Below are 13,818 nucleotides of genomic sequence, written 5' to 3'. Positions count from 1 at the left end.
ATAGCCGCTTCCGATCTCGCCGCGATTGCCCTTGGCGGCAATCGCGGGCTCGCTTGTGCCCAAAGCCAGGTGACGCTCTCCTCTTTCGACCGCCTCTTGAATGCGGCTTAACAAGTGGGCTTCCGCCTTCTCCGGCGTCGTCATCGGTCGCGTCCATGCAGCTCCGACTCCGAAACGTCTCGCCCCGCCGTCGGAGAAGCCGCTGCTTGAGAGCGTTCCTCCTGACAGCCTTTGGAGCTCTTCCGTCACTCGCTCGACGATCGCCTCGGTCGAGAGTCCGGCAGCGGATATTTCAAGCCAATACAAGATACCGGATTCCAATGATTGCTTCCAGAATACGCCTGGCTCGCTTGCAGCCCATTTTTCGATCGCTAAGGCCGTTTCATGCTGCGACGGCATGAACTCTACGTACAGAGCGACCACGCCGCCGGTCTTCCAGCGATCCATGACAACGCTAACCAATGCTTCGTGCAACAATCCCGTTCCGACCTTACTCACGACTATCCCCTCGATCCTCGGGTGCGCCACACCGCTGTCAGATGCCCCGCTGTGCCGATATTGCTGCCTCGTTACGACCTATTGGTTCAGATCGGGACGCTCGCTTGTCACCAGGTACACAACGCTTTCCCCGATATTCGTCGCATGGTCGCCGAAACGCTCCAAATGTCTGCTGACGAAGCTGAGCAGCGAAGCCTGTGCGATGTTGCGCGGATTTTCCATCATAAGCATCATCAATTCGCGCGTAATTTGGCCATACAACGCATCGACCTGATCATCGTCCTTGGCCATTTTGTACGCCAAATCCACGTTTTCGTTGATGAAGGATTGAATCGATTCGTACGTCATCGTGGCGACGATCTCTGCCATGCGCGGCAGATCGATCAATGGCTTTATCAGCGGCTGACCTTCCAGTCGAAGCACCGTCTTCGCGATATCGACGGACAAATCTCCCATTCGCTCCAGATCGCTCGCGATGCGGAACGCGGACAGGATTCGTCTAAGATCCTTGGCCACCGGCTGCTGGGTCGCAATCAATTTCGCGCCGAGCTCCATAATTTTTTCTTCCATTGCATTAAGCTGGTGATCGGCTTCGATTACCTCTTTCGCGCGCGCTGTGTCGACGTTTTTTAATGCGGATACTGCTTCAGCCAACGCTTTCTCAACAAAATTGCCCATCTCGACAATCCACTGATGAAGATTTTCCAAACCGTGATCAAATTCTTTTCTGACCGTCATTGTTAATATGCCTCCCCGAATCGATGAACTGGATTCCCAGCCTGTATTTTACTCGCAGATTGTTAATGGAGCATTTCTCGTTTGTTAAGCGGAAGTAAAAACAATCTGAACCGCGCTTTTCCCCCATCCGCTAAGCTGTGATCAGGAGTAAGTTTGACGCAGCCGCTCCATCTCCTGCGAGACTTGAGCCGACAATTCATGGGCCTTCTCCGCCAGCTCTCCAATCGTCTGCGAGCTGGCGCGGTTGTCCGCGGCCGATTTAAATATTTCCTGAAAGACGATGTCCGCCGCTTCCACGCTGTTTACGCTGGACGCCGTCTGTCTCCGGCCTGCTTCAACAAGCTCGACGGCCTTGACGATGGACTGCACAATGTTGTTGGTAATGGCCGTAATTTCAATAGCGGACTTCTTGGTCTGGTCTGCCAAGTTCATAATTTCTCCCGCTACAACGGAGAAACCGCGGCCATATTGCCCCGCCCTCGCCGCTTCGATCGAAGCGTTGATCGCAAGGATGTTGCACTGCTCCGCCAGCTCCTTGATCAGCTTCGACACCGCGCTTATCGAGCCCGTCTCGCGCTCCAGCTCCTTCATTCGTTCGGCTTGCCGAACGGAGCTGTTTTCGATACTTTGGAATGATTCCTTGATGCTGTTTAACTCGGTCTTGCCCTGAAGGGTTAAATCCACCATTCTCATGGATAAAGTGTCGCCGAACTGCACAGAATCGCGTACGCTCTCTACGGCTTCATCAATGCCGTTGATCCGCTCTTTCGCAGAAAGCAGCGTCTCCTTCTGCGCTTCCATCGCCTGCAATTGAAGCTCCTTGGAGAGACGGAGCAGATCGCTGACGGCCAGCACGCCTTCATACCCCCTATTGGAGACGAGAACGATGCAATCATACAACGAATCCCCCTGGCGGGACATGGCCAAATCAATGATCTCCCGGGGATCCGAGTCGATATCGACGATGATCGGGGCCGTATCCGAAAGTCCGAGGGCCGGTTTATTGTAGAACAAGGCGACACTGTATCGATGGGCAAGCTTGTAGGAGAATCGGTTGCGCATCGCGAGTCCGCTGATGTTGCCGGAGTTGCTGACCATGACGATGCATTCGCAATCGCCTTGCTCCTGGAACATCTCAAGCAGATCTTTGCATAATGAGTCTTCATGAACGACTGGAGCCGATCTTGCGAAATCACGGAGACGGATGATCCCCGTCTTTGACTTGGACATGGATGGAGACTGCAACAGGATCGGCTTCGTCTCCAATACCGGTTCTTCCGTACTGGATCCTGCCGTATTCCGACTTATCATCGTTGTCGTCATGATTCAATCCTCCTATTGACAAAGAATGTTTTATCGAAATTATAGACCTAATGCATTATCCCGATTTCATGGCACTGTTATCGGAATGTTAAATGTAGCGCTCGTCCAATATGTTATAATGGAAGTTGATAATCGGGTGAAGGATGGTTGCAACGATGAGTAAACAATTGGCATTAGCCGTCATTGAACAACAAGCTGACGCGTTCCGCGACATAGCGACAAAAATCGGCAGGCAGCCCGAGCTTGGCCATCAAGAATATTTTGCATCGGGACTGTTGACCGACATGCTTGCCCGGGCGGGGTTCCAGGTAGAGAAAGGCGTGTTGGGACTGGAAACAGCCTTTCTCGCCGTCTACGATACCGGCAAGCCCGGCGCGGTCGTCGCCTTTCTTTGCGAGTACGACGCTCTGGAAGGGCTTGGCCATGCATGCGGCCACCATCTCATCGGTACGATGAGCGCCGCTGCGGCCATTGGACTTAAGGCTGTCGCCGATGAGCTTGGCGGCGTTATCCGCGTCTACGGCACGCCGGCCGAAGAGACAAAAGGCGCTAAGGTGCCGATGGCGGAAGCCGGTCTGTTCGACGACTGCGATATCGCGCTGATGGCGCATCCCTATCACAGCTTCGAGCGCTCCGGACAATCGCTGGCGCTGGATCCCGTCCGCTTCGAATTTAGCGGGCTCGCCGCGCATGCTGCGGCAAGTCCGCATGAAGGCGTGAATGCGCTGGATGCGGTTCTTGCGCTGTTCGGCAGCGTCAATGCCCTTCGCCAGCAGACCCGCAGCGATGCCCGCATTCACGGCATTATCGACAACGGCGGCACGGCGCCCAACATTATTCCGGACTACGCGTCGGCGAAGTTTTACGTGCGTTCTGCTTCGCGGGCTTACACGAACGAGCTGACGGCCAAGGTCAAACGATGCGCGGAAGCTGCCGCGCTTGCGACCGGCTGCGGGCTCCAGGTGAGCAGCTACGAATATTCCTACGACGAGTTGATGACAAACGAGATTTTGTCCGAAACGTTTATGAGCAATCTCGCCCAGGCAGGCATCGCACCGGAAGAAGTGCAAGACGGCAAGGATCACGGCTCGCTTGATCTTGGCAACGTGTCGAAGCGCTGTCCGGCCATTCACCCTTATGTGAAAATCGTCGAGGACCGGCTCTTGCTGCATACGGAGGCGTTCCGGGACGCGGCCATGACCGATGCGGCGCTGGACAGGATGCTCGTCGGAGCCAAGCTGCTGGCGGCAACGGCTTATGACGTCATGGCGGACGGCGAGCTTCGGGCGGCCATACGCGAGGAATTCCGCCAGCGGACGTCGACAGCGTTATGACGTTAGACACGACAACGGATTTGACGATGCCAGCAGGTACGTCTGCGCATACATTAGCTGACATAACGCCAGAGCAAACACATGTCATTACGCAGACCTGCCTGCTCGCCGGCAAAATTATTTTGCAGAACGGCGGCGAGACGTACCGCGTGGAGGATACGATGGTGCGAATCGCCGCCGCTTACGGCATCGAGCAGTCCCATAGCTTTGTGACGCCGACGGGGCTGATCTTCGCGATCGACGGAGCTTCGCATGTGACGCGGCTGATCCGGATCTCGGAGCGCAACACCAACCTGAGCAAAGTAGCCATGGTCAACGACATCTCGAGACGAATCAGCGGCGGCGATCTAGGGCCGAATGAGGCTTATACGCTGCTAAAGGAGATCGATGCGGCCAAACATGAGTATCACCCCGGACTTAAGGTGCTGGCCGCGGCCGTAGCCAGCGGATGCTTTCTTATTATGTTCAGGGGAGGGTGGCATGACTTCTTCCCCGTATTCGTGACGGGCGGTTCCGGGTTTCTGTTTTTCCTGTTTATTCATCGGATCGTGCCGATCAAGTTTTTCGCGGAATTTCTGACCGCTCTCATTATCGGCAGTCTGGCGGTCGGCGCGGTCAAGCTTGGATTCGGCCATGATCTCGACAAGATCATCATCGGATCCGTTATGCCTCTGGTGCCGGGACTGCATATTACGAACGCCGTCCGGGATCTGATGGCCGGACATCTCGTTTCGGGCTTGTCCAAGGGGGCCGAGGCGTTTTTGACCGCCTTCGCGATCGGTTCCGGCATCGCTGCTATTTTGTCTATTTTCTAAAAGGTAGTTCAAAAAGTCCGCTTTTGATCACGAAGTATGCCTAGAAGCCTACTCGACATCGAATATTGAATTCAGGCGAAACTAAGCGGATGCTTTCGAAGTATGTTTCCTCCGGAAACATTGCAGGTGCTCACGTAGCTTCCACTACGCTCCGCTCCTCAGTTTCTACCTTCATCCAATCTTCTACAGCGTTTTTGAAAAAAACGCAGCATCGGAAGCATACGCTCATGTGCTGAAAACCGAACTTTTTGAACTTTCACTTCTGGGCAGTACGAATGTGTTGTGTTGCACTTATCATGTTACTTAGGAGCGCCTGTCGGCATGGAAATTGTCTATCAGCTCGTAACGAGCTTCATCTCGTCCGCCCTGTTCGGATTTATATTCAACTCGCCGATCCGCCAGTTGGCTCGCTGCGGCTTTGTCGGCATGTCCGGTTGGCTGGCTTATTATATCTGCATCGAGCTTGGTCTCGACGTTATCCCGGCAACGCTGATCGCCGCGTTCCTCGTCACCGTCCTCAGCCAGCTGTTCGCCAAGCTGTACAAGACGCCGATCATCATATTCAGCGTCGCCGGCATTATTCCGCTTGTTCCAGGCGGCCTCGCCTACGATGCCATGCGGCATGTCGTCGAGGATCAATACGATACCGCCGTGCAGCTAGGGGTAAAGGCATTTATGATATCGGGAGCCATCGCGATCGGTCTCATTTTCTCCGAGGTCATCAATCAAATTATACGGCGAACGGCTCGCTGATTAGACGGGAGGCGCCCTCATTGGACGCATTCAACGAGAAGGTCCGTTACGAGAATCCTCTGCTGTCGGTTCGTATTTTCCGAACGCAGCGCGAGGGTTCGGATTTTACCAATTGGCATTATCATAAGCAGCTTGAGTTGCTGCTTATTTTGAGCGGTCATCTGGATGTCTATCTGGAGCAGGACAGCTATCATCTGGGTCCAGGCGACCTGGTCATCATCGGGGCATCCGAGCTGCATCGGGACAAAAGCGAGAAGCTTCTCGATTACATCGTGCTGCAGTTCGACCTGGAGCAGTTTTTCGACCATAGCTCCATCCCTTATATTCGTTACTTCTCGGCAACCCATGCGCCGCTTTCCAAGGCGAATTATATTTTTGAGGAGAATGCTGCAGTAAAGGCGGAGATTGCGACTTGCGTCACGCGCATACTGGACGAAGCGACGGGCAAATCGACGGGGTACGAGCTTGCGGCGAGCATTTTGATCAAACAAATATTGCTGCATCTGCTCCGGAACGACACGCGCAAAATGCTGATCGAGCAGGACAACTTCGACAAGGTGCGGCTGAAGCCCGTGCTCGACTACGTGGAGAACCATTTGACGGAACGGATACAGGTCGAAGAGGTGTGCAAGATCGCCAATATGAGCTACTACTACTTCGTCAAATATTTCAAAAAAACGATCGGTCTCTCCTTCACGGAATACGTTAATTACCGCAAAGTCAAGTGGGCCGAACGGATTCTACTTACGAAGGATCTGAGCATCTCCGAGGTTGGCGAGCGAATCGGCATGCCGAATATGGCCCACTTCTACAAGATGTTCAAAAAGTACAACGATTGCTCGCCCAAGCAATTCCAGCGCAAGATGCTGACTTGGCAGCGGAATTGATGCTTTGCGCGGGCTATTGCTCTCGCCAAAGCCGGCTGCGCTTCTTTAGCCCGACTTTTTCGGGCTATTGCGTCCGACACGGCCGGCTGCGCTTCATTAGCCCGACTTTTTCGGGCTATTGCGTCCGACAAGGCCGGCTGCGCTTCTTTAGCCCGACTTTTTCGGGCTATTGCGTCCGACACGGCCGGCTGCGCTTCTTTAGCCCGACTTTTTCGGGCTATTGCGTCCGACACGGCTGGCTACGGCGGCTCCTTTTTCTTACCCCCAACAAGCGCATGTATTTCATTACACTTTTTTATTTACCTACGCAACTTAACTATACTTTCAAAACGCGCTCCCCTCTCCCCCTGCCAACAAAAAAAGCCCGGCATCCCTACAGCTTAGGGCTTGCGAGCTTTTTAGGCATAACGAGCTTGTATCCGACGCCTCGGATGGATTCGATCTGAACGGATTGCTGGCCAAGCTCCAGCTTCTTCCGAAGCGAACTGACGTGTACGTCGACGGTACGCTGGCCGCCAATGTAGTCGAAGCCCCATACGACGTTCATAAGATCGTCGCGGGTAATGACCATTCCCGGACGCTGCACCAGATAGAGCAGCACCTCGAACTCCTTGGGCCGAAGCGGGATCGGTTCGCCGTTTACGACAACCTCGTATTTCTCCGGGTAGATCGCCAACTCCCCTATCGAGATTACCTTCTCGTTGGAAACTACGGGTGCGGGGTCTTCGTTGTGCGTCCTGCGCAAGACGGCCGATACACGAGCAAGCAGCTCAGCTACCCCAAAAGGTTTCGTTATATAATCATCCGCTCCATGCTTAAGTCCCTGCACGACCTCTTCTTCCGCATTGCGTGCCGTCAGAATAATGACAGGCGTGCGCACGCCGTGCTGGCGAAGCCGGCTCAACACTTCGAAACCATTCATGCCCGGCAGCATGATATCCAATATAATGAGATCGAAACCTCGTTGAAGAGCGGTCTGCAGCCCTTCGCTGCCATGATCAATGACGGTTGTCTCGTAGCCTTCCTGAGTCAAGTTGTACGATAATAACCTTGCCAAAGTCGGTTCGTCTTCAATGACTAACACTTTGTGCGACATAGGGACCTCCAGGCTCTATAGCGGCGCATCAAGCGCCGCATACACTTAAAGTTTAACGCTTAGTAAACAGTTTACCACGACTTCCACGTTATGCGATAGTCCAACATGCCTAACCAGGCGCTTGCCGCCTTATTGAATGACGGGAAGATCAATCGTAAATGTCGTTCCCACGCCAACCGTGCTGCTGACCGAGATCGTTCCCTTATGGAGTTCCACCAGATGCTTGACGATGGACAAACCGAGGCCCGTGCCGCCGGAACTCCGGCTTCTGGCCTTGTCCACGCGATAAAAACGCTCGAAGACGCGAGGCAGATCTTTTTTGGGAATGCCTATGCCGGAATCCCTGATCTGGATGCGGACTTGCTCGTCGCCATACGCATAGATGCGAATCGTTACATGTCCGCCCTCCGGCGTGTAATTAATGCCATTGGACAACAAATTCATCATGATTTGGCGCAGCCGGTCTTCGTCCGCCTCCAGATATAATCCTGATTCGACGTCACGCTCCAGAGCAATGCCTTTGCGTTTCGCTTCCGGCTCCAGCAGCTTTACCGTCTTGTCAATGAATCCATCCATCTCTACAGGAGAAAACATGAGCGGCACTCTTCGCGATTCAATTTTAGACAGCTCCAGGATGTCTCCGATCAGACGATTGAGCCTTTCGCTCTCGTCGAAAATAATTTGAAGAAACGAACGAGCCGTCTCCTCGTCCTTAACGGCACCGCCAAGCAGCGTCTCCGCGAATCCCTTAACTGCGGCAATCGGAGTCTTAAGCTCATGCGACACATTCGCCACGAATTCGCTGCGCATCCGCTCCAGTCTGCGAATCGCGGATACGTCTTGCAGGACAAGAAGCACGCCGCTAAATTCTCCGTCGTTGTTTTCGCGGACAGGCACAAGATTAAGCTCCAGCAGTCGCTCCTCCGGGAAGTAAAACGTTATTTCCTCGCGCAGGTGCTCCCTCGAATCCAATGCTTCCTGAATAATCTGCGCCAGCTCATATTGCTGCTTCGCTTCGGCGAAATGCCGTCCGACAAGCTCGCGCGCGGAGAAGCCGAGCACTTCCTCCGCCCTGCGATTCATAAGCAGAATAATGCCATGAACGTCAATCATGACGACGCCGTTGATCATGTTCGCAAGTACGCTCTCTAGTTGGTTCTCGTTCTGCCTGATGCGGCTCATCTGCACCTGCAGACTGTCGGCCATCGCATTGATTGCCGTGCCCAGCTCTCCGATCTCGTCTTGTTTCGTCGTCTTCACCCTCGCGCGATAGTCCATGTTTTTGATCCGCTTGGCCACCTTCGTAATCTGCTCCAGCGGCTTCGTCAGGCTCAGGGCAATTCTATAGCTGATAACGGCCGCGACGATGCACAGCACCCATAGGCCGCCAATTAAAACGATTGTCAATTGATCGATGCTGCCCTCTACCTCTTGCAGCGACATGGCTAGCCGTATGATATAAGTATTGCCATCTTCCAAAACGACATGTGGAATTGCCACGTAGATCAAGCTTTCTCCAGCCGTCTCGCTGGGACGCACTGCTTGTCCGATGCCCTTATCCATCGCTTCCATTACTTCTTTACGCGAAGCATGATTGTCCATTGTACGCGGATCGTAGTCCGAATCGCCGATGACCGTGCCGTCTCCCCGCATAAACGTCACCCGCGCATCGGTGTATCCCTTGAGCTCTTCCGCTTCCTTCGTATAATAGGAGGATTGCTCCTCCAGCTCGCCCGTCAGCCAATCCATCTTGTTGACGATGAGATGCAGCTCGCGAACCATATTGTCTTCCAGCGCATTGATATGATTGTTTTTAAACGTCTTCATCATCAGGAAACCCGCAGCCGTCACCGACAGCGCGGTCATCGCGATAATAATGATCGTTAGCCGGGTTCGAAAACTGTTCATGTCCGTTCACTCCTCATGGATGGGCCGGCAAATCAATGCCAACGTTTATCGTACATGCGTACGGACCGCATTGCCAGTCTTGTTTCTGTTAAGTTTATGTAAAACATAATGATGAACGGTCGCCACCGGCTGTTGAATAAGAATCGACAGCACGACCGGTACGGCGGCAAGCGGGCTGAAGTAGCCCATCGCCAGTACGATGCCGAGAGAAATATTGCGCATGCCGGTCGCATACGATACCGTCGTCTGCGTCTCGCGATCCCGCAGGCCAGCCGTAAAGACGAAGCCGACGGCGTAACAAATGCCGACTAAAACAATGACAACAGGCACCAACAGTGTCATGTCGCGTTTCAACTCGTCTACGTACGGCGCAATGGCCGAAGCGTTAAGGGCGACAACCGAGACGAAGCAGAGCTTGGAGATCGGGGCGGCGATCGGCTTGGTTTTAACCGCGACCGTCCCTTTGCTCCATTCGTACAAGGCAACGCCAATGATCGTGGGAAACACGATAAGGATGGTTAAGTCCAGCATGAGCGGACCTGCCTTGACCTCTACCCCCGTCCCGAAGAAAGCATGCACGCCTGCCGGCACGACGAACGGGCTGAGCAGGGAATCCAATACGACCATGGCCAGCATGAGCGGCACGCTTCCGCCGGACATGCCCACCCACAGAACGGACGACACGCCAAGAGGGATAATCGTGAACAACACCAACCCCACGACATAAGGAGAGTCGGCTCCAAAGATCGCCACGCCTGCGGCGTAAGCAATGACAGCCGACACGACGTGGGCCAGCAGGAAGGTTAGCAGCATAATGCCCGGCCGCTTCATGACGCCGCGCAGATGATTGAGCCCGCACCCCATCGCCATCGTCAGCGTGACGAAAGCAAATAAATAAGGAACGGCCGGCACAAAGGCTTGCAGCGGACGTTCCAATAGGAACCCGAGGATGAGCGAGCAGGGAATGATGAGAAACATCCATTTTTCGAATATGGTATTAAAGGTTAAACCTAGTTTGCGTATATCCATGTTGTTATCTCCCGTCCGGCAACCGCGTATGATCTTCCTATGATAAACCTAATTCGCAATTTCGACCACATTCGTACTATAGATGGGTTCGGATCCTTGACCTCCAAACAATTATGCATCACCATGTATGTAAGGATTGGATATGTCCGACATGATGCCGCCACTTTCATTTTTAAGCTATTATATCCTGTTGAGAAGGTATTGACTATCGGATCGCCCGATAGTTACGCATAATAAGATCGGAGATCGGTTATACATCAGAGTTAGAGACATGCTCGGTCATGAGAAAGCATCGACCACCAAAATTTACGCACAGTTCTACGGCGAACGTCGGAGAGAGCTTTTCCGACGATTCTTTTGAATAATCAATGGCGGCGGACTCCATTTAAAATTCCGCCGCCGTTGGTCGTATGGATAGGCGTGAGTATCGTCAATGTTGATTATTATATCCCACTAAGATACTATATCGAGTTCTAGTGGAGATGGTTTTCTTTGTCGAAGGCAACGAGATTCCGTGGATAAAGTATTAGCTCGATAGAATCGCAGAAATTGTTGGTTACATATGTGGTCGACAATGCAATAAGAGGGAGGAATACGTGCGTGGACATCATAAGCGTGCTATGAAAGCGTAGCGGGGAAGCAGACATTAGGCATTCAGTGTAGCTTGTAATACTACATCACGTATCATTTGTAGAAAAACCAGAAGTATCATGATATAGATAGAAAATTTCATTCGTTTTTTATTGGTTTAATTGACTTAATAAAGGCAGGCCTAAATAAATTAGAGTATATAACCACCAAATACTTTTCTTTAACATCTAAAAAAGGTATTAACACTTCGTTAATGATTACTTCCTTTAATTGATTATTCTCATTTTTTATAATAATAGTCTGTTGGTTTTTTTCTACCAATGTAACAACTGCTGTAACCCGCGAAAAAACATTAGAATAATAGAAAAAAAACAAAATAGACAGCAACAATAAAAATGAGAGCATTACAATTTTTTTTCTCACAATGTATCTCCTTAATTTCGTAGGATAGTTTCTCGGCATTTGCATGCGCAAATGGGCAGCATTGATATGTGTTTCAGCAGATCCTCTTGTATCTTACCATTTTATCCAGTGATATATCAAAGGCTTGACCTTGTTCTTAATCACAAATTATTGGTTGAACAAAAGTATCCTTTTAGTTCAGTTACCTTCACAAAATGGATAGGAACGTCAATCTATATGCTACATAGAACCCCACTGATCTTAAAGGTTACGGAAAAAGGTTACTGAATTGTGTTTAGGAAGGGTCTTACTAATATTCTTGGAAAATTGGCAATAAGTCTGGGGAGATACACTGTACCCCAGACTTATTGCCTAAATCATGTTTGTATGGTAAAGGTATTTATCATTTCCCATTCATTACCTATAAAGAAACCAAAATCAATACTTAGATAATTCATGACCGCATATCCTAATCCACCTATAAATGGATGAGCGTAGGTTGCTATAAACTGCCCTGTCTCCCCAGCATGAGTAACTGGAATACGGACTTCATTGTGCAATGCCCCATATTGCTCACAAACAGCATGATTTGAAAACTTTGCTTGGCTTCCACCGATTGAATTTTTAAGGTTAGTACCATAAGAATCTTGAACCCAGGTATAGCCTGGCGTACAATAGTAATCCCAGTCCGGGTACCAATTGTGTGCTCCATTACTTGCAACGCTAGTAGTATGACTCTGCCAAGATTGAGCAATTATATCAGTGTAAGAGTTGGCCGGAAGTCTCGACCAGTTATAAGATGTGTAGTAGTCATACTTAAACTCAGCATTTGTTGCCGTCTTTCCGAGATAAAATACATATGTTTGGGCTGTAAATATTCCGTCTGATACAGAATCATCAGAAAGTAAATTGACCATGCCAGGTGCTTTTAGTGATTCTATATCTCGGGAAACTTTGGTTTGAATATTATTTCTATTGCCTTCTGTTACTTCGTGTTTTATGCCCTGTGAATCATTATAGTATTCTTTAAAATTCCGATTGACTTCCACATAAAGTCCGCCCCGTTCAACGAGTTTCTTTTTAAATCCTAAAGGAAAATTATTGATTTCCTCTGTGGGGACATTCATTTGAACTAGTATTTTGTTTAATTGCTCTTCGTTTAGAATCTTAGCATTGTCAATTGGAGCAATTCGCCCATCTTCAAATTTTTTAATTTCTGTGTTTTGATCAATCATGACAGTTTGTACAATTTCGAACTGTTGTTCTTTTGAAAGCGGCGCAGCTTGTAAACTTGATGCAACTAATAATGATAAGGTGATTGCCAATGTACCAATTTTCCTGATCACACCATCACTCCTTTAATTGGTTTGGTTGATATCAACGATTAAAGAATACCCTAGTATGGAAACAATTACCACGAATTCGTGATTGGTATTTTCCGAAACGCAATTTGCGCTCTTGTTAGTCAGGTTACTTAATGTAGCTACACTAATAGAACAACTGGACGAAGGATGCCTTATTTGGATTTATGAAATTAGGCGTTACAGGTAGAACTTATCTACTTGCAGTAATGGAAATAACGGTTTGTCAGAAACCGATCTGCGCCAGATAAATTGGTATGATGCGTGGTGTTTATGAAAATAGGCAACCTTATGTCTAATGGAAAAATAAATTTAAAAATCATTTAAATAGTTATGATAAATAAATGTATAATTCACATTGTTTTAAGGGAAGTCAATCGAAAGTTGAAGGGATACACGTATGAAAATCAAAGGACAACGCGAAGAATTTGGGATGATGGGCACTTACTGGTATTGGGGAATATTTCGTTCGGCACTACTAGATTAAGCGAAAGTGAGTCGGAGCTGCTAATTGGGTAATAAGCAAGACGAAAATTCCGATCTTCTTGGCAAAACTCTTAAAGCATCTGAGGATATAATTTGAGTTAACACGTGAGGCGACTTTGACAGTTTGCCCCGTCTGCTTCTCTAGGTACCGAATCAGTCGGAAGTGCGTTCGTTGAAAGTGGATGGGTAGTCTTCATCCGATTTGCGCGAGCAGATTAAAGACAAAACCAAACCTTTTATACCGATGTCTCATGGAAAATTTTCCGGTGAATAAGCAGAGAAAAATACGCAAAGATGTTATCATATACTATGGGTTTGAAGCACGCGAAAAGACTAGGATCCTAAGAAGGATATCCGGCATGAATGCTATGGGTTACCAGATAGAATATCAGATTGCGATGTGGGATGGTTGCATACAAAGTACACGCGAAATTGGTGTGGATCCACCAAGACTTACTAGGGATATCAGAATGGCAAATACAGCATTAAACCGATCGTTTTATTACTTGTTAGGTACGCAAACCGCCTCCAATACTATTAAGCCCCCTAATTAAGTTGGAGAGTACTAGTGGAAATAAAGTACAATCTTGAAAGAGG

The 13,818-nt window shown here is 49.9% G+C and carries 12 protein-coding genes; 4 read left to right on the top strand and 8 right to left on the bottom strand.

The window, feature by feature from the left end; genetic code table 11:
* From PAT3040_RS36940 to PAT3040_RS11340, 3 genes are all read right to left on the bottom strand, one after another.
* On the bottom strand, positions 1 to 498 hold a 498-nt coding region (locus PAT3040_RS36940), incomplete at its 3' end, for a hypothetical protein (RefSeq protein ID WP_181376559.1).
* A 78-nt stretch (positions 499 to 576) separates the two neighbouring features.
* Entirely contained in the window at positions 577 to 1,236 is a 660-nt protein-coding gene (gene phoU / locus PAT3040_RS11345; protein WP_087567881.1) for a phosphate signaling complex protein PhoU, read from the bottom strand.
* Positions 1,237 to 1,377: 141 nt separating this feature from the next.
* Positions 1,378 to 2,559: a methyl-accepting chemotaxis protein gene (locus tag PAT3040_RS11340; RefSeq protein ID WP_108992741.1), complete on the bottom strand. Its 1,182-nt coding sequence runs from the start codon at positions 2,557 to 2,559 to the stop codon at positions 1,378 to 1,380.
* Positions 2,560 to 2,714: 155 nt separating this feature from the next.
* Here PAT3040_RS11340 and PAT3040_RS11335 point away from each other — a divergent pair, with 155 nt between their 5' ends.
* The 4 genes from PAT3040_RS11335 (at position 2,715) to PAT3040_RS11320 (ending at position 6,348) form a co-directional block, all read left to right on the top strand.
* Positions 2,715 to 3,893, top strand: coding sequence for a M20 family metallopeptidase (locus PAT3040_RS11335; protein WP_108992740.1), 1,179 nt, complete (start codon positions 2,715 to 2,717; stop codon positions 3,891 to 3,893).
* A gap of 26 nt (positions 3,894 to 3,919) precedes the next feature.
* Positions 3,920 to 4,708, top strand: coding sequence for a threonine/serine exporter family protein (locus PAT3040_RS11330; protein ID WP_087568077.1), 789 nt, complete (start codon positions 3,920 to 3,922; stop codon positions 4,706 to 4,708).
* A gap of 321 nt (positions 4,709 to 5,029) precedes the next feature.
* Positions 5,030 to 5,461: a threonine/serine exporter family protein gene (locus PAT3040_RS11325; RefSeq protein WP_087567878.1), complete on the top strand. Its 432-nt coding sequence runs from the start codon at positions 5,030 to 5,032 to the stop codon at positions 5,459 to 5,461.
* Between the two features lie 20 nt (positions 5,462 to 5,481).
* The gene (locus tag PAT3040_RS11320; protein ID WP_108992739.1) at positions 5,482 to 6,348 is read left to right on the top strand and encodes a helix-turn-helix domain-containing protein; all 867 of its coding nucleotides are present in this window, start codon (positions 5,482 to 5,484) and stop codon (positions 6,346 to 6,348) included.
* Between the two features lie 373 nt (positions 6,349 to 6,721).
* Here PAT3040_RS11320 and PAT3040_RS11315 read toward each other — a convergent pair whose 3' ends face one another.
* The 5 genes from PAT3040_RS11315 to PAT3040_RS11290 form a co-directional block, all read right to left on the bottom strand.
* On the bottom strand, positions 6,722 to 7,444 hold the full coding sequence (locus PAT3040_RS11315; RefSeq protein ID WP_108992738.1) for a response regulator transcription factor: 723 nt from the start codon (positions 7,442 to 7,444) through the stop codon (positions 6,722 to 6,724).
* A 129-nt stretch (positions 7,445 to 7,573) separates the two neighbouring features.
* Positions 7,574 to 9,352: a two-component system histidine kinase PnpS gene (gene pnpS / locus PAT3040_RS11310; protein ID WP_108992737.1), complete on the bottom strand. Its 1,779-nt coding sequence runs from the start codon at positions 9,350 to 9,352 to the stop codon at positions 7,574 to 7,576.
* A gap of 45 nt (positions 9,353 to 9,397) precedes the next feature.
* The gene (locus tag PAT3040_RS11305) at positions 9,398 to 10,381 is read right to left on the bottom strand and encodes a bile acid:sodium symporter family protein (protein WP_258234940.1); all 984 of its coding nucleotides are present in this window, start codon (positions 10,379 to 10,381) and stop codon (positions 9,398 to 9,400) included.
* Positions 10,382 to 11,110: 729 nt separating this feature from the next.
* Positions 11,111 to 11,395 carry a hypothetical protein gene (locus PAT3040_RS11295; protein ID WP_108992736.1) on the bottom strand — a complete coding sequence of 95 codons (285 nt, stop codon included), beginning with the start codon at positions 11,393 to 11,395 and terminating at the stop codon, positions 11,111 to 11,113.
* 356 nt (positions 11,396 to 11,751) lie between these two features.
* Positions 11,752 to 12,720, bottom strand: a complete 969-nt coding sequence (locus PAT3040_RS11290) for a hypothetical protein (RefSeq protein ID WP_108992735.1) — start codon at positions 12,718 to 12,720, stop codon at positions 11,752 to 11,754.
* Between the last annotated feature and the right edge of the window lie 1,098 nt (positions 12,721 to 13,818).

It is taken from the genome of Paenibacillus agaridevorans, from assembly GCF_003112455.1.
GTDB classification, from domain to species: domain Bacteria; phylum Bacillota; class Bacilli; order Paenibacillales; family Paenibacillaceae; genus Pristimantibacillus; species Pristimantibacillus agaridevorans.
The sequence above is the reverse complement of the archived record's forward strand: the minus strand, read 5'-3'. Positions and strand labels throughout refer to the sequence as shown.